This is a genomic window from Bowmanella denitrificans, from assembly GCF_039522935.1.
GTDB lineage: Bacteria > Pseudomonadota > Gammaproteobacteria > Enterobacterales > Alteromonadaceae > Bowmanella > Bowmanella denitrificans.
In genome coordinates this window covers 109,991-131,764 of the sequence record NZ_BAAAEI010000012.1, presented here as the reverse complement: position 1 = coordinate 131,764, position 21,774 = coordinate 109,991, and the positions used below count along the sequence as shown (strand labels likewise).

Annotated in this window: 17 protein-coding genes; 12 read left to right on the top strand and 5 right to left on the bottom strand. The window is 49.9% G+C overall.

Annotated features, from left to right (window positions below):
- The first annotated feature begins 98 nt into the window (after positions 1 to 98).
- The 4 genes from nhaD (at position 99) to ilvN (ending at position 4,404) form a co-directional block, all read left to right on the top strand.
- Positions 99 to 1,355 carry a sodium:proton antiporter NhaD gene (gene nhaD / locus ABD028_RS11570; protein WP_343845016.1) on the top strand — a complete coding sequence of 419 codons (1,257 nt, stop codon included), beginning with the start codon at positions 99 to 101 and terminating at the stop codon, positions 1,353 to 1,355.
- Between the two features lie 157 nt (positions 1,356 to 1,512).
- Complete coding sequence (locus ABD028_RS11565) at positions 1,513 to 1,881, top strand: MaoP family protein (protein WP_102794665.1); 369 nt, start codon at positions 1,513 to 1,515, stop codon at positions 1,879 to 1,881.
- A gap of 307 nt (positions 1,882 to 2,188) precedes the next feature.
- On the top strand, positions 2,189 to 3,907 hold the full coding sequence (locus ABD028_RS11560; RefSeq protein ID WP_343845014.1) for an acetolactate synthase 3 large subunit: 1,719 nt from the start codon (positions 2,189 to 2,191) through the stop codon (positions 3,905 to 3,907).
- Positions 3,907 to 4,404 (top strand): acetolactate synthase small subunit, encoded by a 498-nt coding sequence (ilvN, locus tag ABD028_RS11555; protein WP_102794663.1) that lies wholly within the window; start codon positions 3,907 to 3,909, stop codon positions 4,402 to 4,404. The genes ABD028_RS11560 and ilvN overlap by 1 nt, the downstream gene beginning before the upstream one ends.
- A gap of 56 nt (positions 4,405 to 4,460) precedes the next feature.
- On the opposite strand, the gene ABD028_RS11550 is transcribed toward ilvN, so the two are convergent.
- A complete protein-coding gene (locus ABD028_RS11550; RefSeq protein WP_343845012.1) occupies positions 4,461 to 6,632 on the bottom strand; it encodes a methyl-accepting chemotaxis protein in 2,172 nt (723 codons plus the stop codon).
- 410 nt (positions 6,633 to 7,042) lie between these two features.
- On the opposite strand from ABD028_RS11550, the gene ABD028_RS11545 reads away from it, so the two are divergent.
- The 3 genes from ABD028_RS11545 (at position 7,043) to ABD028_RS11535 (ending at position 10,677) form a co-directional block, all read left to right on the top strand.
- Complete coding sequence (locus ABD028_RS11545) at positions 7,043 to 7,375, top strand: hypothetical protein (RefSeq protein ID WP_343845010.1); 333 nt, start codon at positions 7,043 to 7,045, stop codon at positions 7,373 to 7,375.
- A 132-nt stretch (positions 7,376 to 7,507) separates the two neighbouring features.
- Entirely contained in the window at positions 7,508 to 8,818 is a 1,311-nt protein-coding gene (locus ABD028_RS11540) for a DUF2252 family protein (RefSeq protein WP_343845008.1), read from the top strand.
- 32 nt (positions 8,819 to 8,850) lie between these two features.
- A complete protein-coding gene (locus ABD028_RS11535; protein ID WP_343845007.1) occupies positions 8,851 to 10,677 on the top strand; it encodes an alkaline phosphatase D family protein in 1,827 nt (608 codons plus the stop codon).
- A gap of 34 nt (positions 10,678 to 10,711) precedes the next feature.
- Here the strand turns inward: ABD028_RS11535 and ABD028_RS11530 are convergent, their stop codons facing one another.
- Positions 10,712 to 11,740, bottom strand: coding sequence for a methionine synthase (locus ABD028_RS11530; protein WP_343845006.1), 1,029 nt, complete (start codon positions 11,738 to 11,740; stop codon positions 10,712 to 10,714).
- Positions 11,741 to 11,768: 28 nt separating this feature from the next.
- A complete protein-coding gene (locus ABD028_RS11525; RefSeq protein ID WP_343845200.1) occupies positions 11,769 to 12,746 on the bottom strand; it encodes a DUF1852 domain-containing protein in 978 nt (325 codons plus the stop codon).
- Positions 12,747 to 13,013: 267 nt separating this feature from the next.
- Between ABD028_RS11525 and ABD028_RS11520 the strand changes: the two genes are divergently transcribed.
- Positions 13,014 to 13,898 carry a LysR family transcriptional regulator gene (locus ABD028_RS11520; RefSeq protein WP_102794657.1) on the top strand — a complete coding sequence of 295 codons (885 nt, stop codon included), beginning with the start codon at positions 13,014 to 13,016 and terminating at the stop codon, positions 13,896 to 13,898.
- A 274-nt stretch (positions 13,899 to 14,172) separates the two neighbouring features.
- On the opposite strand, the gene ABD028_RS11515 is transcribed toward ABD028_RS11520, so the two are convergent.
- Entirely contained in the window at positions 14,173 to 15,705 is a 1,533-nt protein-coding gene (locus ABD028_RS11515; RefSeq protein ID WP_343845004.1) for a sigma-54-dependent transcriptional regulator, read from the bottom strand.
- Positions 15,706 to 15,906: 201 nt separating this feature from the next.
- Here ABD028_RS11515 and ABD028_RS11510 point away from each other — a divergent pair, with 201 nt between their 5' ends.
- The 4 genes from ABD028_RS11510 to ABD028_RS11495 all read left to right on the top strand — a co-directional run bounded on the left by ABD028_RS11510 (position 15,907) and on the right by ABD028_RS11495 (position 21,193).
- The gene (locus tag ABD028_RS11510; protein ID WP_343845003.1) at positions 15,907 to 16,839 is read left to right on the top strand and encodes a diguanylate cyclase; all 933 of its coding nucleotides are present in this window, start codon (positions 15,907 to 15,909) and stop codon (positions 16,837 to 16,839) included.
- Positions 16,840 to 16,925: 86 nt separating this feature from the next.
- Positions 16,926 to 19,004, top strand: coding sequence for a TonB-dependent receptor plug domain-containing protein (locus ABD028_RS11505; protein ID WP_343845002.1), 2,079 nt, complete (start codon positions 16,926 to 16,928; stop codon positions 19,002 to 19,004).
- Positions 19,005 to 19,077: 73 nt separating this feature from the next.
- On the top strand, positions 19,078 to 19,623 hold the full coding sequence (locus ABD028_RS11500; protein WP_146027086.1) for a hypothetical protein: 546 nt from the start codon (positions 19,078 to 19,080) through the stop codon (positions 19,621 to 19,623).
- Positions 19,616 to 21,193: a sensor histidine kinase gene (locus ABD028_RS11495; RefSeq protein WP_343845001.1), complete on the top strand. Its 1,578-nt coding sequence runs from the start codon at positions 19,616 to 19,618 to the stop codon at positions 21,191 to 21,193. The genes ABD028_RS11500 and ABD028_RS11495 overlap by 8 nt, the downstream gene beginning before the upstream one ends.
- A gap of 30 nt (positions 21,194 to 21,223) precedes the next feature.
- Here ABD028_RS11495 and ABD028_RS11490 read toward each other — a convergent pair whose 3' ends face one another.
- On the bottom strand, positions 21,224 to 21,733 hold the full coding sequence (locus ABD028_RS11490) for a GNAT family N-acetyltransferase (protein ID WP_343845000.1): 510 nt from the start codon (positions 21,731 to 21,733) through the stop codon (positions 21,224 to 21,226).
- Positions 21,734 to 21,774 lie beyond the last annotated feature (41 nt).

Sequence of the window (21,774 nt, the reverse complement as noted above, 5' to 3'; positions counted from 1 at the left end):
AACAAATCTCTAGCAACCCATTAACCAAATGGATAATAGGCATAGGCTGGCTGATGGTTTAAAATCCGCCGCCATTGTAAATCACAAGGCAACAGCGCATGAGTGGCGTGGAGATTTTTCTAATCGGCCTGGCCGTGCTGGCCTTGCTGGGGGTGATTTTTGAAGAAGTTACCCATATCAGTAAAGCCAAAATCACTTTATTTACCGGCACCCTTTCCTGGGTCATCCTTTATCTGAGTGCCGCCACCGACAGTGCCACTGAGCTGGTGAACCACCATCTGGAAGAGAATATCGCGGAAATTGCCAGCCTCTGGTTATTTCTGGTGGCGGCCATGACCTTTGTTGCCTATCTGAATAAAAAGCGCATGATTGAAAGTCTGATCAACAAACTGTTGCCCAGTCGCATCAGCGAACGCAATTTGTTGTTTATGACCGGTCTGTTTGCCTTCTTTTTCTCATCCTTGGCCGACAATATCACCGCAACTTTAGTGTCAGTAGCGATGATTTTGCCGTTGGGACTGTCAAAGGATAAAGTGCTTAAGTTTGCGGTACTGGCGGTGTTTGCCGTTAACTCAGGTGGTGTGGCGTTGATTACCGGCGATGTTACCACCCTGATGATCTTCCTGGATGGCAAAACCGAAATTCAGAATCTACTATGGCTGAGCTTGCCGTCATTGTGTTCGGTGTTGCTGCTGGCGGCCATGCTGTCCTTTGGCATGCAGGGGCAGATTACCCTGAGCAGAAAGCGTATTCCGGTCAATAAAGTGGATATGCTGATTGCGCTGGTATTTCTTGCAACTATCCTGATGACGATTCTGGGCAATATTGCCTTTAAGATTCCGCCGGTACTGAGTTTCCTGTGCGGGTTGTCGGTGATGTTTCTTATGGCGCACTTTCTGCGTAAGGACAATGACGAAGATCCTATTCTGGATTATATCCGTCGTATCGAGTTTGATACGCTGCTGTTCTTCCTGGGCATTCTGCTGCTGGTGGGTATGCTTAAGCAGATTCAGGTGCTGGATGTACTGCTGAAGATCTATGAGGTCATGCCGCTGCCTGTGGCCAACTATACCTTGGGCGTATTGTCGTCTTTTATTGATAACGTGCCTTTGACCGCAGCGCTTTTGAAAGCGGATATCCATATGGATCCTGGCGCCTGGTTAAGCCTGACCTATGCGGTCGGCGTGGGTGGTTCGCTGCTGGTGATAGGCTCGGCGGCTGGCATAGTGGCTATGAGTAAAGTGCCAGGACTGACTTTTGGCCGTTTCGCTAAATACAGTTTGCAGTTGATTATTGCCTACAGCTTTGGTTATTTGCTGGTGCACTGGCTGGGCCAATATTTGTTCATTCAATAAAAAAATGGGGGGACATTACAGTTTTTTGTTGACAGTCCCCCATTTTAAAACTATCTAGTCCTTGGCAATTGCCCATATCCCTTGGGCCACGCTGCCTGTACCAAATCTATTGGTATCATTCCTGATGTTGATGACTTTTTAGTTGGGGATGCCCGTCATGGCCAAACAAACGAAAGAACAGCTGTTGAAACGCCAATTTCTTGATCCAAAGAATTACCCTTATGGGTTTTCCCGATCCGGGGATTTCTCTATTGCCGAAAGCCAGGCGCTTAGCCGCTACGGTTGCCTGATTGCTGCTTTAGTGGATGGGCATCTTGCCCCTGAAACTGAGGAGGACGAAGGATACATTGCCGCCGCCAGAGGTGACAGAGAGCCTCAAAGCGCTGCAGAAAAAGCCTGGTGCAAATACCAGAAGCGCATAAACCGCCCTAAAATGGGCAGCATTTATGGCACCAAGTCCCGTGGCATGGGTGACAACGAAGATATGGGTGAAGACTCAGACGTCGAAATCGAATTGGACGACTAGTTAAACTCAAAGGATATGTTAACAAAAAGTTAACATATCCTAATTTTCGTATTCTCAACCCTGGTTTCGGGATGTTCATCCTATTTATTCTCTATATTGGGATAGATATCTCACTTTTGCCGCCTTTACTGTTTAAAATTTTCTCCTCCTTCAGTATAGTTTTCTTCCTCTTAGCAGCAGTGATCTGGCGATGGCGCTGGTCCTCAGCCATGCTGGTGCTTTGGCAAAAAAGGGGGATGCCCCGATACAAAACATGACAGCCGGGTACAGACGCCCGCATCTGTCAGAAGCAACGGGAGAATAGCCAGTGGAGATGATGTCAGGCGCCGCGATGGTGGTCAGAGCGCTGAAAGATGTAGGGGTTAAACATGTATTTGGTTATCCGGGCGGTGCCGTGCTGGATATCTATGATGCCCTATATGCTCAGGAAGATGTTCAACATATTCTGGTGCGCCATGAGCAAGCTGCCGCGCATATGGCGGACGGCTATGCCAGAGCCACCGGGCAGACTGGTACTGTGCTGGTGACCTCTGGCCCGGGTGCAACCAATACCCTGACCGGGATTGCCACAGCTTATATGGACAGTATTCCGATGGTGATCCTGTCCGGTCAGGTGCCTTCCATGCATATCGGTGAAGATGCCTTTCAGGAAACCGATATGGTGGGTTGTTCCCGGCCTATCGTGAAGCACAGCTTTCTGGTTAAACGTGCGGTGGACATTCCCGATGCCATTGCCAAGGCCTATTACATTGCCAATACCGGCCGTCCTGGTCCTGTGGTGGTGGATCTGCCCAAAGATGTCGTGAACGTGCTGGAGTCGCACCCTTATCAGTTTCCAGACAAGGTACAGATGCGTTCCTATAACCCGACAATCAAGGGGCATATGGGGCAGATTAAAAAAGCCCTTAAAACCTTGTTGGATGCCAAGCGCCCGATACTCTATGTGGGTGGCGGTGCCATCGCCTGTGACGCCAGCGGTCTGGTTACCGAGCTTGCCGAAAAGCTTCACTTGCCGGTTACTAATACCCTGATGGGCCTGGGAGCCTTCCCTGGCGATCATGAGCAATGCCTTGGCATGCTGGGTATGCATGGCACCCTGCAAGCTAACAAAAGCATGCACAATGCTGACTGTATTCTGGCGCTCGGTGCCCGCTTTGACGATCGCGTAACGAACAATGTGCAGAAATTTTGCCCGCACGCCACCATTATTCATGTGGATATTGACCCGGCTTCCATATCCAAAACGGTGAATGCGCATATTCCGGTAGTGGGTTCGGTTAAAAGTGTGTTGACGCAGTTTTTCGAGCAGATGCACGAAATTAATGAAACCGAACGCAAGGAACAGCTTGCCGACTGGTGGGAACAAATCGCCGCCTGGCGCGCGCGTAACTGCCTGGCCTATAAAACCAGTGACGAGCTGATAAAACCGCAGCAAGTTATCGAGTCTCTGTATCGGCATACCCAGGGCGATGCTTATGTCAGCTCCGACGTAGGTCAGCATCAGATGTTTGCCGCGTTATATTACCCCTTTGCCAAGCCGCGACGCTGGATCAACTCCGGCGGTCTGGGCACTATGGGATTTGGCTTACCTGCAGCCATGGGCGTGCAGTTTGCCCATCCTGAAGCCGTGGTGGCCTGCGTAACAGGCGATGGCAGCATCCAGATGAATATTCAGGAACTGTCCACCTGTATGCAGTATGGTTTGCCAATCAAGATTATCTCTATTAACAACCGTGCTCTGGGTATGGTGCGCCAATGGCAGGACATGATTTACAAGGGCCGACATTCCCATTCTTATATGGATTCATTGCCAGACTTTGTAAAACTGGCCGAAGCCTATGGCCATGTTGGGATCCGCGTCGACAAGCCGGAAGAACTGGACGCCGCCATGGCGCGTTGTTTTGAACTGAAAGACAAACTGGTCTTTATGGATATTGCCGTGGACCAGAATGAACATGTTTATCCCATGCAAATCAAATACGGCGCTATGGATGATATGAGACTAAGCAAGACGGAGCGCACCTGATGAGAAGAATTATTTCTGTATTGATGGAAAACGAACCCGGTGCACTGTCACGTATAATTGGTCTGTTTTCCCAGCGGGGCTATAACCTTGACTCATTGTGTGTCGCGCCCATCGACGATTCCAGTCTGTCCAGGCTGACGATCACCACTGTGGGTGATGACAAAGTCATCGAGCAGATCACCAAACAGGTGAATAAGCTGATTGACGTATTGAAAATTTCAGATCTTACCGATGGTAGCCATGTTGAGCGGGAGCTTATGTTGGTTAAAGTGGCCACCCGCAGTGATGCGATACGGGATGAAGTGAAACGCACGGTGGATATCTTCCGTGGTCAGGTGGTGGATATTACCCCGCGTAATTACACTATTGAGATAACCGGCACCAGCGACAAATTGGACGCATTCGTGCAAACCATGGCACAGACTGCAGAAATCGTTGAACTGTCGCGCACCGGCGTGTGTGGATTGTCTCGTGGCGAGAAAGCCATGCGCCCCTGAGCATTGAGCCAGAAACGAACACCCGCCCACAGTGCGGGTGTTTTTGTTTGCACGGCTTACTCGGTTTTTAACTTATCCAGTTGTTGTTGCAGTTGCTTAACACTGTCACTGATAGCGCCAGCGCTTTGTGTTGAAGAACTGGCCAGCTCCGCTACCTGACGGGTGGCGTCGCCAATGGACACCATATTCTGATTAATCTCTTCGCTCACTACGCTTTGCTGTTCCGCTGCGGTGGCCATTTGCATGATGCGATCAGAAATATGGGTAATTTCGCTGACGATATTGCTCAAATCGGCAAAGGCTTCCCTGGACTTATCCGCCGCCGAGCCAGCGCGGCTGCTGTTGGCGTCAATCACCCCCACTGTGGTTTTCACCTCTTGCTGCAAACCGGCAATCACATCGCCAATTTCTTTGACCGAGTCTGCGGTTTTAGATGCCAGTGCCCTAACCTCATCTGCTACTACGCTAAAACCGCGGCCATGATCGCCTGCTCTGGCAGCCTCTATCGCTGCATTAAGCGCCAGCAAGTTGGTTTGATCGGCTATCGCACCAATTACGTCGAGAATCTTGCGGATATCATTACTGCGCGATGCCACGGCGGATACCGCAGAGGCAGCCTGGCCCATATCTTCGGCCAGCTTGGTCACTTCGTCGACGGCAAATGACAGGGTTTGTTCTGTGGTATTAGCCGAATCTCTGGCCGATTGTGCACTGTCGGCGGCGTCGTTGGCATGTTTGGCCACGTCGCTGGCAGTGGCCGACATTTGTGTAATCGCTGTCACCACGCTGTCTATTTCTTCGTGCTGGCGGTTTATCTGGCTGCTGGTTTGCTCGGCATACCCAGAGGTCTGATGGGCACTTTGTGAAACATCACGACTGGATGATTTTACTGACTGCAGCAACAGGCGAATTTTTTCCTGGAACTGGTTAAAACCTTCAGCCAGCTCAATCAATTCCTGGTGAGTACTGACATGCAGGCTGTTGGTCAGATCGCCACCCTGTCCTGCCAGTTCCTTCATACGCTGCGCTACCAGTTGAAGTGGACTGACAATACTGCGGGTAAACAGCCAGACGATGGCCAGTGAGGCACCCACCAGAATTAAAGCGATTAACAGAAGCTGGCCCAGCAGCGCTGAGACTTCCTCCTGAATAGCAGTGGAAACATTGCCAACCGCTGCCATGGCAGAAGGGTAGTCCACGCCGATAATCAGTTGCCACTGAGTTTGTGCGGTTTTTATCTCAACTTGATTGGCAACATACAGGAAGTTATCCAGCTTCAACGTGTCACCTGACGTTGCTAAACCCCGCAGTTGTCTGGCCTGTTCGGCATTAAGGACTTCGGCAAAAGGCCTGGCTAACTTATCCGGATTGCTGCTGGCGGCCACCAACATACCGTCCTGGCTGACCAGAAACACTTTGCTTTTACCGGCAAACAGTGACGCTGCCAGTTGCTCTGCTCTTTGCTGCAGAATGGGGAGGTTCATATCGGCACCTACCACACCGCGAAACCTGCCCTGGGCAATCACCGGCACGGTCAGGCTGGTCATCAATTCTTCATAACCCGGACGAATTTCATACTTATAGGGATTGGTCAGACAAGGGCGCATTTTTTCCTGATTACACAAGTACCATTCTGCTGCGCGAAATCCAAATTCATCCCGCGTGGTGTCGTGTTTCTCATCGGCATCTTCTACCGGTTCCTGGTTGATATTGCCGTTGGACTCACGGACGAAATAAATCTCCAGTGTCCCGGCTCCAGGTACCGAATGGCTGGCATTGCTAATATAGTCCTGGTCTTTGTCATAAAAGCCTCCGGCTTCAAACTGGGCATACAAGGACGAAGACGGGCTGGCGCTTAAGGTATAGCGCACAAGATCTTCCACCTGTTTGCGGGTTAGTGGTTGTGCCCCGGGGGTTTCAATGGTTTTGCCTAGCTGGGTGGCAACGGCTTTAGGGTACTGATAAACACTCTCTATGCTAGCGGCTACCTCGGCAGCGTGCATACCGGCTTGCGCTTTGAGGCTCTCTGTTACGCTGCTTTCCAACTGCTGCGACACCTGGCCGACTATGACCTGTTCAGAGCGATTCAGAGACCAGTTGCTGTAAAGTAAAAACGCCAGAGTGACCAGTATCAGCAATAAACCCACGGTGAGTAGCAGTTTAATGGCCAGTGAGGCTTGTTTAATGGAGATGGCGGGAGAAGAAGGCTGTTTGGCGATTTTTTGCATGGCAGACCACAACTTATTGTTATCTCAAGACCCGTACTGGCAGTGAAACGGCTGAATGAATCGCTGCTGTAAATGCCAATTCCGTCTGTTGTTTTTGCATCCCTGAATCTCTTGTATCGTCAATTTTGGGCAAACTAGCAACAAAAAGTTAAAACTAATCTGACATAAAGGGCAAAAAAATTCTGAATTTCCAGATTTTTTAAGATGATTTTGTGCCTATAAATCCGTAAATGACTTCATTTTTTTATAAAGAAGGGGGCGAAACTACCGCTATCTCTGCTGTCTGTTTTGTAATTCGGTCAGGTTACAATTATTTAACTGATTGAAAACAATAGAGACACAGACCAAAAAGCAGAACCAGGTAGGCTTAATCAGGCAAGCATGTGCTTGTTCTTTAACGAGGTGAACCTATGAAAGCCCTAAGCCTGTTTTGTGCCACTACGTTGCTTAGCGCCGCTGTAATGGCCAACACTGATGACAAACCAATATCACGTTATGCATTTACCGGTGATGTGGCCTTTGCCAACTTTTGCCGTTCTGCACTGAAAGACGACGTAGCCTTATTGCGCCGCTCGGTATTTCAGGAAATTGGTCGGGTAGCCAGCAGTGAAAACGGCGTCTACCGGACAGTATTAGCTTTGGACGGCCTGAAATGTGATGGTCTTAATCTGGTGGATTTTGCCAGACAGCGTCAGGCTGAGGCTGTTTATCAGTACCTGAGCAAAAAGGCCCAAAGCCTATGACAACGCAGAATAAGGCCGCCTGCAAATTGCAGGCGGCCTGATCTTGCTGTTTTGTTCCTCTTTGCCCGGCTCTATCAGTACGTTAAGGTAAGTAAGGTCAGTTTATTGCTTTTCTCAGTGTAAGGAGAAGCCTTGCAACGTATCAGGCAAATAGAAGCCGAACTTGTCCGTGTTGACGGTAAGCTTGGCGTGGGCAAGCACCGAAAAATGCTCGCAAATCCCTATGTGTTTATGCGTGGCGCAGCTCAGCTGTTTTACGCTGACCTGGCCAGTGGCCTGTTGAATTTACCGCAAGCGCTACTTTCTGTTCCTTTGACGACCGTAATGGGGGATTGTCATTTGGGCAACTTTGGGTTTTTAACTGAAGAAGGCTCTCATGGCGATCAGGTTATTTTTTCTCCCAATGATTTTGACGATGCCTGTATTGGTCATGCGGTGTGGGATCTGGCGCGCTTTTGTTCCAGTTTGTTGCTCTGTGTTGATTATTGCCAGGGGGTGTCTGCAGGGCGCTATAACAATGGTACCCAATGCCAGGGGGACCCTGCGGTCAGTCAGGAGTTGGGGCTACAGGCCATGCACGGATTTCTGGACCAATACCTGAACATCTGTAAAGCCAGTATCGATGTGCCTGAGTCGCGCATGCAGGTACTGAAGTTGTTTAAAAAGCCTCATCTGCTGGCTAAAAAGCAGAAAAAAGCCGTGGCGCGAGCAGCCGGAGGTGAGCAATTTCACAGTAAAAGTGCGTTAGCCAAGGCCGTGGATCTGTCGCAGTTTCCGCCCAGATTTCGTCATCTACCGGATAAATTCCGCCCCCTGACCGCTGAGCTGGATGCCAGTGTGCGCCAGGCGTTTGCACCCTATATGGATGATGCGATTCTGGACATCGTACGGCGACTGGATGCAGGCACGGGCTCGGCCAATATGCAGCGTTTTTATATGCTGGTGGGGCCTGCCAATTGCGCTTCACCTGACGACCTCCCTCTTTGCCATGTGGTGGAAGTGAAGAAACAGCGCCAGGCCGCGCCATTGCATTGGTTTGCCGATTTAAGCCAGGTGAATCAGCTAAATCCGGCGCATCTTACCGCAGTCTGTCAGCGCCGCATGCAACGTCGGCCAGACTTACTGTTGGATGAAGTATACTGGCAGGGCGAGCACTACCTGGTGCGTTCCCGTCACCATGCCCGAGTGGGGATTGATCCTGAAGATATCGGCTTGGGTAATAAGGCCGTCCGCGGTGGCTTTGTTGCTTATGCGCAGGCTTGTGGTCAGGCATTGGCGCTGGCCCATTGTCGCGGTGACAGACGTTCGGTACGTTTTGAAACGGCTATGGCAGATTTGTTGCCCGGTCATAAAGAGGCGTTGATAAAAGCCGTATCTGACTATGTCAAATATCAATTGGATGATTGCAACCTGCTGAAATCCCTGTTAAAAATCAATTCGTGAGCGATACTCTACCGTTAATTCTAGCCGGCCCTGTGCTTAGGCACTGCACAGATACCCAGTTAACCTTGTGGCTGGCAACTTCCCGTGCATGTGATTTCGCCCTGCAACTTAACACCGCAGATGGCAGCGTTTTCTCTGCAAAAGCAACCAGAACTGAACAAATTCAGGTTGGCACACATTGTCATATCCAGCTACTGCACTTTCAACTGGATAGTCCGCTGCAGGAACACCAGTATGTGTATTATGACCTGCTGGACGAACAGCAGCAGGGCCTGACAAAACATATTGATGGCTTGTGTTATCAAGGCGAAACACAGCCTGGCTATATGCTGAAGTCGCGCGTGGATAATCTGCTACATGGTTCTTGCCGCAAGCCGCACCACCCCAGCAGTGATGGCTTACTCGAGGTCGATAAATTGCTCGCCAGGCATCGCCATAGTGACAGCGAACGCCCTGCTATGCTGTTATTTTCCGGTGACCAGGTCTATGTGGATGATGTGGCCGGCCCTACTCTTTGGGCTATTCATCAGGTGATCCAAAAACTCGGTTTATACAGCGAGACCTTTGCAGGAGCGACGGTCACATGCAGTGATCAATTGCGTGAAAGCAGCCATTGCTACTACATGCGTGAGCAACTGCTACCGAAAAATAAAGCCAACGAGAAGCTGGTGGAGCGCTTTTTTGGTGGAGCCAGGAAACCTATTTTTACTTCGTCCGGGGCACATAATCATCTGATCTGCCTGGCTGAGATCGTTGCCATGTACCTGCTGGTGTGGTCTGACACTTGCTGGCAATGGGTTGATTTGGCTAGTGGCAGAGCGCGGATTGACGACAAATTCAAGGCCCGTTATGACAAGGAATGCCTGGCAATAAAGGATTTTGTCGCGGGCTTGGGTCAGGTTCGCCGGGCTTTGGCGCATATGCCAACCTATATGATATTCGACGATCATGATATTACCGACGACTGGAACCTGACCCGCGGTTGGGAAGAATCCGCCTATGGTCACCCCTTTTCCCGTCGTATTATCGGCAATGCCCTGATTGGCTACTTGCTCTGCCAGGGGTGGGGCAATCAACCTGAACGCTTTGACGAGCTGCTGGCAGATGTGCGCCAGAGTTTCTGTGACGGCCAGATACAAGCGCAGGATAGCTTGATCGACCAACTGCTGGACTGGCAGGACTGGCACTATCATCTGGCCACAACACCGAAAATCATTGTACTGGATACCCGTACCCATAGATGGCGCTCAGAAAGCAGTGCGGCCAAGCCATCAGGTTTGATGGACTGGGAATCATTGTCTGACTTGCAGCAGCAGTTAATTGGTGAACCGGCGGTGATTCTGGTGTCGCCAGCGCCGATCTTCGGTGTGAAGCTGATTGAGGCGGTACAGCGCATTTTTACCTTTTTTGGCAAGGCTCTGATGGTGGATGCAGAAAACTGGATGGCGCACCCCGGTGCCGCCAATGTGATTCTGAATATTTTCCGTCATCACAAAACACCGCCACATTTTGTGATCCTATCTGGTGATGTGCACTACAGCTTTGTCTATGATATTACCCTGCGTTTTCGCAAACACAGTCCACAAATATTGCAGGTGACGGCCAGTGGTATTAAAAACTGCTTTCCGGCGGGACTGCTGCGCTGGTTTGATCGTATCAATCTGTGGCTGTACGGCAGTCGTTCGCCGCTTAACTTTCTGACCAAACGTCGCCGCATGCTAATCAAACGCCGCCAACCGCAGGGGCAGCCTGGTGTGCTGTATAACAACAGTGGCATTGGTCAGTTATGTCTGTCCGACCAATATGAACATATTCAGGCTCGGGTGATCAGTAAAGATAAAACCGTGGAGTTCAAGTAAGCTTTCCCTGAACTCCAGGGTTTATGGCCTGAGTTTAGGCTTGCAGTTCTTTGCGGACAATCTCAGCCCCGGCACTTAAGGCTCTTAGTTTGCCTCTCGCTACCTGGCGGGACAGTGGTGCCATACCACAATTGGTGCAAGGGTAGAGTTTGTCGGCGTCAACAAACTGCAGGGCTTTTCGCAGGGTGGCGGCAACGTCCTCTGCTGTTTCAATGGTATTGGTTGCCACATCAATGGCACCGACCATGACTTTTTTACCGCGAATCAGTTCTAGCAAATCGATTGGTACACGGGAGTTATGACATTCCAGAGACACAATATCGATTTTTGATTTTTGCAGTTTGGGAAACGCCTCTTCGTATTGTCGCCACTCAGAGCCCAGGGTCTTTTTCCAGTCGGTATTGGCCTTAATGCCATAGCCGTAGCAAATATGTACCGCCGTCTCGCATTTTAGGCCCTCTATGGCTCTTTCCAGCGTGGCAATACCCCAGTCATTGACCTCATCAAAAAACACATTAAAGGCCGGTTCATCAAACTGGATAATATCCACTCCCGCCGCTTCTAATTCCCTGGCTTCCTGGTTGAGGATTTTGGCAAATTCCCAGGCGAGCTTTTCACGACTTTTATAATGATCATCATACAGGGTGTCGATCATGGTCATCGGGCCTGGCAGCGCCCATTTTATCGGTTGTCTGGTCTGCTGGCGCAAAAACCTGGCATCTTCGACAAAAACCGGCTGTTGCCGGGAAACCGCTCCAACTACAGTCGGAACGCTGGCATCATAGCGATCGCGAATCTTAACGGTTTTGCGATTCTCGAAGTCCACGCCGCTAAGGTGTTCAATAAAGGTCGTAACGAAATGCTGGCGCGTCTGCTCGCCGTCACTGACGATATCAATGCCAGCTTGTTGCTGTTCCTGCAATGACACACGCAAGGCATCCTGTTTACCGTCAATTAATTCCTCCCCCTGTAATTTCCAGGGGGACCAAAGCGTCTCAGGCTGTGCCAGCCAGGAAGGTTTAGGCAAGCTGCCTGCGGTTGAAGTCGGTAGTAAAGTTTTCATAATCGCTGCTGCTGTATCTTTTGATTAATTAAAGAGAGAAATTAGCTGACCACTGCTCAAGTATATTTTGGTAAGGTTTGATAAAGTGTTCTTCAGCAAATTTACCCTGCTTAATCGCCAGCTTGCTGCGCTCTTCCCGGTCATACACAATTTGAGTTAACGAATGGTCTGAGTTTTTCAGATTAGGTTTGTAGCACTTACCGGCAACCGCATTGGCGTTATATATTTCTGGCCGGTAAATCTTCTGAAACGTTTCCATCGTACTGATAGTACTGATAAGTTCCAGGTTGGTGTAATCATTAAGTAGATCACCAAAGAAATAGAAGGCTAACGGCGCAACACTATTGGGTGGCATAAAATAGCGAACCTGCAGCCCCATTTTTCTGAAATATTGCTCAGTCAGAGACGAGTCGTTGGGCTGATACTCAAAGCCTAATACCGGATGCTGATTTTCGGCGCGATGATAAGTCTTGTTATCCGACACGCTCAGACAGATAACCGGTGGCTTGCTAAAATTCTCTTTGTAAGCACTTGAGTTGACAAAGTACTTGAATAGCTTTCCATGCAGCTCACCAAAATTATCCGGAATACTGAATGCGCTTTGGTCCTTATTGTGATTAAGCAGTAACACGCTAAAGTCGTAATCACGCACATAGGAAGAAAAGTTATTCCCGACAATCCCTTCAATGCGCTCGTTGGTTTTATGATCAACAATATTGGTCTTTAATACTTCAATGGATGGGAAAGTCTGACCGCTACCTTCAATATCTATATCTACGGAAATAATTTCCAGTTCAACAGAATAACGATCGCCGTTAGGGTTGTCCCAATGCGCTCTGGAATTAAAGCTGTTGTCTATCATTTTTAAGGCATTGCGCAAATTCTGCTGACGGCTTTCACCTCTGGCCAAATTCGCAAAGTTGGTGGTAATGCGTGTATTGTCTGAAGGGTGATAATTCTCATCGAGACAGATACGTTTAATTGTGAAAGTAAAGTCATTATTCATTGTCATCTGACATCCAATTTTTGAGATAAAACCTGAATTGAGTCCCTGCTCTTTGCTGACTTTCCAACTTCTTCTTCACATTATTGCAGTCAGTCGTTGTCACCACTTGATTGACTTGATTCCAATCGCATCGTCAAGAAACCGCGGTGATCTTGTATAGAGTTGAGAGCATAGGGTGATTTATACTTGGACCGTTTTATGAATAAAAATGATTTATTCTCATTGATTCATGAGTGATACTCATGGTTTGAGGTTTGGAACGATTTCATGCTGGAACGTATTCATCTGGCGATCCTGTCCGCCATTGAGGAACAGGGTACGCTGACCCAGGCGGCCGAGGCGCTGAATTTAACCCAGTCGGCGCTAAGCCACAGCATTAAGAAGCTGGAAGGACAGATTGGTACCGCCATCTGGGAAAAGCAAGGTCGTAACCTGCGATTGACCGCAGCAGGCAAGCGCATTCATGCCTTATCGCGCAGGTTGCTGCCACAATTTGAGCATACCGAGTTATTACTTAAACAGATTGCCAAAGGCGAGATGGGCTCGCTACGTATTGGCATGGAATGTCACCCCTGCTATCAGTGGCTGCTCAAGGTTGTGGCCCCTTTTCTGGAGCAATGGCCTGACGTCGATATTGATGTTCGCCAGGAATTCCAGTTTGGCGGCTTACGGGCGCTGTTTGATTACGAAATCGATATGCTGGTGACCCCCGACCCGCTATTTAAACCGGAGCTGGAGTATTTCCCGGTGTTCGGTTACGAGCATCGCCTGGTGGTGGCCAAATCGCACGCATTGGCTGAGCTGGAATGGGTCAAACCCGAACAACTTAGTAATGAGGTACTGTTTACCTATCCGGTGGAACCGCAGCGCCTGGATATCTTTAGTCAGTTTCTCAACCCGGCCCAATGCACCGTGCGCCAGCACAAGGTGATTGAAACAACCGAAATCATGCTGCAAATGGTGGCCAGTGGCCGTGGCATTTGCGCCTTACCAGGATGGTTGGTACAGGAATTTGAATCGACCCTGCCCATCGCCAGTTTGCGGATTGGCGAAACGGGGATTCAAAAAAGCATCTACTTGGGGATCCGCAAGGGCGATGAACAGATCCCCTATGTCAGTGAATTTATTCACCTGGCAGAGCAAACTTCGTAACAACGGCGCTGAATTTGTATTTATACAAGATACAGCCACTTAGCTGGAGCACCATTAAACCAGCGACGGTCAGTTGGTTAGGATGGCTGTCATTATTCAGCACAGAGGTTCCTCTCAGAGATAAACAACCGCTATAGCCCGGTACGCGACGTGCACCGGGCAGGGTCTGAATATCGCAGGAGCAAAAACAACGCCCATCTATTTTTTATTTTTCAATAAGATAGATTTTCTTCCAAGTCGTTTCGCTTATAGAGTTCTTATAGGATGTGAGCCGTCAGGCAGGAATATAAAACGCCCAGCGCCGCTGCCCTTGCTTTTGTAGTTTACCGTCTTTGTAGAGTTTTTTAAGCAGATAGGAAGCACGGCCATGGTCAACGCGCAGCAGTGCCTGAGCGGTGGTATTGTCTATACGGCCTGTATTGTTGGCATAGTTCATCAGTAAGGTTTCAGCAGATTCAGTGTTGCTATGCGGCTTGGCAGGTTCATGGTAAGGAAGGTCTACCGCACTTTGCTCGGCAGACAAGTCAACGAAGCGCAAGTGGTGTGCGCCAATAGGCCTGCCGCGACTGGCAATCAGAGCATATTCAATCAGATTCTTTAACTCTCTGACATTGCCCGGGTAGTGGTATTGTTGCAGTGCCTGTAACGCCTGTGGCGTTAAGGTGGGGTAGTCTTTGCCCATTTGACGTCCCAGTGACGTCAGGAAGTGGTCAACCAACAGCGGAATGTCTGATAAACGTTCCCGCAGCGGTGGCAACTGAATCTGATAACCTGCCAGACGAAAATACAGGTCCTGACGAAACGCCTGTTTGCGGATCTTGTCACTGATATCGGCGTTTGTTGCCGCCACAATACGCACGTTCACCCGTCGGCTCTGGCGTCCGCCTACCGGCGTTACAATACCGTCTTCCAGTACCCTTAATAATTTGGCCTGCAAATGTATTGGCATATCACCTATTTCATCCAGAAACAGCGTGCCACCATCTGCCTGAACAAAGTAACCACTTCTGTCACTGGTTGCCCCGGTATAAGCGCCTTTTACATGACCGAAAAATTCTGCATCGGCCAGCTCGGCGGGAATGGCGGAACAGTTAACCGCGACAAAGGCGCTGAGTTTGCGTTTGCTGCCAAAATGGATGGCTCTGGAAACCAGCTCCTTACCCGTACCACTCTCACCTAATACCAGAACGTTTGTGTCGGGTGCCTGTTGCAGGTTGCGTACTTCCTCAAGCAATTCGACGACAACACGACTGTCGCCGACGAAGGCATCAATGCCCCAATGCTCTGCTTCCTGACGGCTGAGCGCTGACAGACGTTCATCCGCCAGTTGCAATGCGTGTTCTACTTGTTGTCGCTTGTTTACCTGCTCCTGCAGCTCCTTATTTAATTGAACCAGTTGTTGATTTTTCAAACGTAACTGCTGCTTTTGCTGGCTAATGGTCAGATGGGCCTGAATGCGCGCTAATACTTCGGGGCGTTGGAAAGGCTTACTGATAAAATCCACCGCGCCGGCATCAAATCCCCTGACTTTGCTGTCAGTATCGTTTAGGGCACTCATAAAAATAACCGGACAATGACGGGTTGTTGGCATGTTTCTGAGACGGTCACAGACTTCATATCCGTTAAGACCTGGCATCATAACATCCAGTAGGATCAGGTCCGGCACATACTCAGCAGCTAATTCCAGGCCTTGTTCGCCATCGGTAGCCACCTTAAGTTCTAATCCACACTCGGCCAGGTAGTTGACCAATAGATCCAGATTGTCTGGTTTATCGTCTACCAACAACACCAGAGGGATAGATGACATAAAGCGCTCGCGACAATAACGGTGCGTGTTAGTCTATAAGAATCTATAAGCAAAGGAAGTGTTCTATAAGCATATTCACTATAGGATGAATGTGGGGTTAGAGTAATGCATTGATATTTAAGATTATTTCAAGTTGGCGGTGGTTTTGCATTGAAATGCCTTGTTTAACCGAATTTATTTGCACCGCGTCTGAGAGAATTGATGAGTATTAAAATGGAATTCAAGCAACCTACCGTACTGGCCGTCGACGATATTCCGTCCAACCTGGATATTCTGGTTGCGCACCTGATAGAGGAAGACGTTGAGCTGATGGTAGCATTGTCCGGCGAGGAGGCCCTGGCATTGGTGCATCAGCGCCGCCCTGATCTTATCTTACTGGACATTATGATGCCTGGGATGGACGGTTATGAAGTGTGCCGTCGGCTAAAACAGGACCCGTCCACCGCAGACATTCCCGTTGTGTTTCTTAGCGCCCGGGACAATGAGGTAGATATGGAGAAAGGCCTGAGTTTGGGAGCCATAGACTATATCAACAAACCTTTTTCCATTCCGGTCCTCAAGGCCCGGTTGCGTAATCATCTGGCACTGAAACAAAAAGGCGATAAGTTGGCGGAACTGGCCTGCACCGACGAGTTGACGTCTCTGATGAATCGTCGTCACTTTAATCAGGTGTTCCGACAAGAATGGCTACGAGCAATACGCAACAAATCGCAACTGTCATTGCTAATGATAGATGTGGACCACTTTAAAGCTTACAACGACAGATTCGGCCATACGCAGGGAGATGCATGTTTGCAAGCCATTGCCAGAGTTCTGTCTATGGGGCTGCGGGACCCGGCCGATGCGGTAGCCCGTTTCGGAGGGGAGGAATTTGTGGTGTTACTGCCGGACACGGATCGCGAGGGGGCTGCCAAAGTGGCCGAGCGTTTACGTCGGCTGGTTCTTGCCGAAGCGCTGCCTCATCCGGACTCTTCAGGTTGCTTCGTCAGTATCAGCCTGGGCGGGGCTACATGTTCTCCAGAGCAAAATATGGCTGAGTTGGCATTGTTGCAACAGGCCGACGAGCAGCTCTACCGGGCAAAACGCCATGGTCGAAATTGTTACAGCATGGAGCACAGAACCTGGCAGGATTAAATTGACTGACGGCAGAGCGGATAAAAATGTTTGTTTGCCGCCAAACAGGCCATTAACCTACTGAAAATTGCAGTAACGAGAGCATAATGACAACAAAAAATCATGCGATTAGTAGCCCCTTGGTGGTAATCACGTTTTTAACCACTTTTGCGTTCTGGCGGCCAGTCAGTGCCGAAAACCTGGAGGAAATGCAGGAAATGGCCGAGCTGATGGCCATGCTTGAAGAAGAAACCGCCCTGGCTACCCATAGCAAAATGAACGCTGATTATGTACCTGGTATGGTCAGTGTATTGCATGGTGATGACCTTACCGAACGTGGTGTGCACAATGTAGGCGCTGCCCTGGATCAGATTGCTGGCTTTTACACTATGGTCAACAACAGCGGCGACATGGTTAGCGTGGTCAGGGGCATAGGGGCAACGCTAAATGGCAGCAACCTGAAAATTCTGGTCGATGGCGTACCGGTCAACCGCCCGGTGGATGCCTCGGCCGACTGGCTGATGCGCTTGCCAGTTAGTCAGGTGGAACGTATTGAAGTGGTGCGAGGCCCTGGTTCGGCACTGCATGGGGAATTTGCCTTTGCCGGGGTGGTGAATGTGGTTACCCGGCAACAAAATAGCCTGCTACTAAGAGCAGGTAGTCAGGATTACGGTCAGATCGATCTGTCACTGAATCACCAATGGCAAAACGGCCTGTCAACCTCATTCAATTTTTCAGCCTGGGATCAGAACGATGTTGGCAGACTGACCAATCCGGATAATTTTGCTCGTGGAGGGCATGGTTACTCACCTGGTGAAATCTATGATCGCGAAAAAGGTCGATTGCTGCTGGCCCAGGGCGAATATCAGGGCTATCAACTAAACCTCCAGTATGCAGAGGTTGAACGTGGCGGCTGGTATGGAAAAAACGCAGCCATGCCCCAGGCACTGGAACCCAGACTGGAGACAGTGCAGGGGATTCAGTTAAGTAAAAACTGGACCCTGGCAACAGACATGGAATTGGGTTTGACGCTGGCCAGTATGCAGACCCGCCTGAATGAAGCGACTTACTTGCCTATTCCGGCCGGTATTAATGGGCCTGGTGGCAGGCCAGTGCTGCGGGATAATTTCGTTCGTGAAGGCAGTGAAGACTCCACCTTGCGAGCCGCACTTGACTTGCATTGGCAGTTTTCAGCCAATCATCAATGGTATGCACAAATAAGTCATAGCCTGAATAAGGTGGATAATGCCTTCCACCAACTATATGCGCTGGGGCAGCCCATTGTAGAAAGCCTGCCTGAGCGCGTGCTGGTGATGTCGGGAGTAGAACGACGCCTGACCAGTATTACGTTGCAGGACCAATGGCAAGCAACAGACAAGCTGGAGATCACATGGGGCGCACGCTATGACAATTATGACGATTGGGGTAATCAAGCCTCACCCCGCATAGCGGCGGTGTGGCGACACAGCGACAGTCATATTTTCAAGGCGCAGTATGCCGAAGCGTTCCGCCCGCCTACTCTGAAAGAAAGCTACCCGGGCAGTCTGTCTGTGGTGGCGTCACAGTCCACCAAACTTAGCGAAGAGTCTTTGTCATCCAGCGAGCTGGCATATATCTATCGGGCGCCGGGTTTTAGTTTTCGCTCCACCTTGTTTTTCACCAAGGTTACTGACCTGATTGAATACTATCTGCGCCCAGGTCAACCCCCTGTTTGGCGCAATCGAGGAGATATTGACAGTCGTGGTGTGGAACTGGAATGGCAACAGGATATCAATCGAAACTGGCATTGGTTTGCCAACTTGTCTTATGTGCATGCCAAGGACCATCTGGATGAAACCGACGGCAAACTGCTGGGAGCGGTGGATTGGCTGGGTAACCTGGGGGTGACCTGGCGTTCTGATAGCATGGCTACCCATCAGGTTATGCTTCGCCACACTGGCACACAAGAGGGCTGGGATGTGCAATTGCGTACACCTGTTACTCGTGAATTTGACGCACACACTACCCTGGATTACAGCCTGACCATCAACGAATTGTTTGACCAAAATGGTCTGACGTTCACCGCCAGTATCAACAACCTAACGGACCGGGAGTATGACATTGTGCCAAATCTGATTCAGTACCCTGAAGGACTGCCATATGGTGGACGTCAGGCTTACGTGCAACTGCAATATGCATTCAGATAGGATTTGCCGTCATCCTGAAACAAGGTGATGCGACAAGATTATGCAGCATATAAGGCGCTGGTTTGCATGTCTGTTGACACTGACTGTTTTGTCAGTGCCAGCACCTGTGCAGAGCCTATATCTGGCCGACGGTTATGGCCAGCATCGAGCCTATGTTGGTTTGAAACTGTTTCGAACCCTGGTGACCTCAGATCTTGGCCTGCACGAGCGAATTGCACAGGACCAGACGCTGGTGTTTTACCTGATTCATGTCAATTCCGATGAGGACGCGCAGCTTTACCGGCAAGTACTGGCAGACAGTTTCGAGCAGCTGCAGAATGCCAAAACCCGTGTAGAAGTAGTCACTCTGGAAGAGCTGCTTGCGTTGCCGGGCAAACAAATTGCCGGCGCTTTTATTACCCAACCGCTAAATGACGATGAACTTAAGGCACTGGTGGCGAAGAGTATCGCTGAACCTTTTGTGTTGTTCTCGCCTTTTGAAGGGGATGTTGAACAAGGGGTGCTTGGCGGCTTGTCGGTGCAGGCAACAGTGCGCCCGTACATTAATTTGCGCACGCTGAAACGCAGTGGCCTCAACATTAAGTCCTTCTATATGAAGGTAGCCATACAATATGAATAACAGGCAAATACAACGCTGGCTCAAGGGCAACAGCAATCTGGTCAATCACCTGGTGATTGCCATTATCTTTCTGACCCTGCTGGCGGTTTTTCTGTGGTCATTGGACAGGTACTGGCAAAAAACCTTACAGCCCAGATTGTATCTGGCGGCGAAAACCCAGGCCAGTATCCTGGCCCAGTCACAAGGCACGGTTTTATTAGGAACCTTGGAACACAGTAATGCCCTGGCTGAGGACTTGATGAATACCATTCGACAGATGCTGATTGTGGAAGATCCAGCAATTGGCGGGCGTTATATTCATCACTTCAGCCTGGAATTAAATTATGACGCCATCGGGGCTCCGGCAGGGAGCCTGGATTACAGTACCGAAGGCACCCCCTGTCCTGATTGCTTTCGCGTGGATATTCCGCTCATCAGCCACATGGGAGAATTGATGGGTGTGGCCATGTTTGATATTAGTGACGCTTATTTTCGAAGTTTAAGAGCGGAAATGAAGTCCAAGTTGTATGCTGAATCCAGCATTGCCCTGGGCTTGTTGGTGGCTGTGTGGTTGGCACTGGCCATTATGTTCCAGCGACTCAATTCCGCCAAACTGCTGATTGAGGCTTCTGATCAGGCTAAAACAAAGTTTATGGCCAATGTAACCCACGAGCTGCGTACGCCATTGAATGCCATTCTTGGCTACACGCAGCTGTACAAGCAAAACAGTGCGCTGATGCAGGAACACAGTCACGGTATTGAAACCATAGACCGCAGTGCCGAACATCTTCTGTTGCTGATTAACGATATTCTGGAATTTTCCCGCACCGATGAGGACAGCCTGACAATTCACCCCCGCGAGGTTAAATTACCCTTACTCCTGCGCACGCTGGTGGACATGATCAGCATCAGCGCAGAGGTGAAAAACCTGACGTTCACTCATGTATTTTCTGCAGACCTGCCGGATATGGTGCTGGTGGATGATAAACGCCTGCGCCAGATATTGCTTAACTTGTTGCACAATGCGGTGAAGTTTACCCATTCAGGACAGATTAATTTTAGCGTCACGCACTTGAAACAAAGCCGCGATCATCGGCATAAGGTACGCTTTAGTGTCAAAGACACGGGGATTGGCATCGCCAAAGAGCAACTTCAGCACATTTTTATTCCCTTTCAGCAATTGGACAACGACATTACCCGCGCCGAAGGCTCAGGCCTGGGCCTGACTATCAGCCAGCGACTGGTCAGGCTGATGGGCGCAGAATTGGAGGTGCGCAGCGTGCCGGAACAAGGTAGTGAGTTCTGGTTTGAACTGGAGCTGCGCAGTATTGCTACCGCGGCTGAGATGGAAAACGCGCCTGAGCCCAGTCAAATTAACACGCCGTTAGTGCTGCCGTCGCAGGACATTCTGCAGCAACTACAACTGCTGGCCCGACAACACAATGTGCTGGGCATCCGGGAGCTAGTAAAGGATCTGGAACTGCACCATGAATATCAGGCATTTGTGCAAAAGATCCAACCTTTTATCCGCCAATACAGGTTCAAGCAACTGGTGGTCTGGTTAAATCAACTGCCCTCAGACGATATATAGAGCATCTCTGCCAGAAGGGCGGAGAACTGCTTAATCGTTAGGTATGCGCTGAAAGAGCACCAGGTTGTCTGTTGAACCTTCCAGCTTAAAGGGGCCAAGGGAAGAAAAACCGGCTCTTTCCAGTTGACGAATGGAGGCCTGATTGTCTGACTGGCAATAGGCCAGGATTTGCTTCAAACCTGTGGCGTCGGCATTTGCCAGCACCGCCTGAATGGCTTCCTGCGCATAACCTGCGCCACGGCCTGCCGGCAGAAATGCATAGCCCAGATCCGGGTGGTCAAGATAGTCACGTTTAAGCAGGCCACATAAACCTATGGCTTGATCTGTGTCCCGCAGAGCCACCCTCAGCAGGCAGTATCCATGGCTTCTATACATGGCTAACGGGCCATCCTGAATGTGCTGGCGGGCATCTTCCAGACTTCGCACATTTTTGTCACCGATATACTGCAAGAACGCCGGATCATTGAGCAGTGCGAGGATAAAGTCGGCATCCGCTTCGGTCAGCAGGCGTAAAGATAATCTTGGCGTCAATAATTGCATGGTGGGTGTACAAGTGTAGAAATCATCTCAGGCATCATAAC

What these genes read in the sequence shown, in the direction of transcription:
- nhaD (WP_343845016.1), top strand. Translation starts at nt 99, where the DNA reads ATGAGTGGCGTGGAGATTTTTCTAATCGGCCTGGCCGTGCTGGCCTTG.
- ABD028_RS11565 (WP_102794665.1), top strand. Translation starts at nt 1,513, where the DNA reads ATGGCCAAACAAACGAAAGAACAGCTGTTGAAACGCCAATTTCTTGAT.
- ilvN (WP_102794663.1), top strand. Translation starts at nt 3,907, where the DNA reads ATGAGAAGAATTATTTCTGTATTGATGGAAAACGAACCCGGTGCACTG.
- ABD028_RS11550 (WP_343845012.1), bottom strand. Translation starts at nt 6,632, where the DNA reads ATGCAAAAAATCGCCAAACAGCCTTCTTCTCCCGCCATCTCCATTAAA.
- ABD028_RS11545 (WP_343845010.1), top strand. Translation starts at nt 7,043, where the DNA reads ATGAAAGCCCTAAGCCTGTTTTGTGCCACTACGTTGCTTAGCGCCGCT.
- ABD028_RS11530 (WP_343845006.1), bottom strand. Translation starts at nt 11,740, where the DNA reads ATGAAAACTTTACTACCGACTTCAACCGCAGGCAGCTTGCCTAAACCT.
- ABD028_RS11525 (WP_343845200.1), bottom strand. Translation starts at nt 12,746, where the DNA reads ATGAATAATGACTTTACTTTCACAATTAAACGTATCTGTCTCGATGAG.
- ABD028_RS11520 (WP_102794657.1), top strand. Translation starts at nt 13,014, where the DNA reads ATGCTGGAACGTATTCATCTGGCGATCCTGTCCGCCATTGAGGAACAG.
- ABD028_RS11515 (WP_343845004.1), bottom strand. Translation starts at nt 15,705, where the DNA reads ATGTCATCTATCCCTCTGGTGTTGTTGGTAGACGATAAACCAGACAAT.
- ABD028_RS11510 (WP_343845003.1), top strand. Translation starts at nt 15,907, where the DNA reads ATGAGTATTAAAATGGAATTCAAGCAACCTACCGTACTGGCCGTCGAC.
- ABD028_RS11505 (WP_343845002.1), top strand. Translation starts at nt 16,926, where the DNA reads ATGACAACAAAAAATCATGCGATTAGTAGCCCCTTGGTGGTAATCACG.
- ABD028_RS11495 (WP_343845001.1), top strand. Translation starts at nt 19,616, where the DNA reads ATGAATAACAGGCAAATACAACGCTGGCTCAAGGGCAACAGCAATCTG.
- ABD028_RS11490 (WP_343845000.1), bottom strand. Translation starts at nt 21,733, where the DNA reads ATGCAATTATTGACGCCAAGATTATCTTTACGCCTGCTGACCGAAGCG.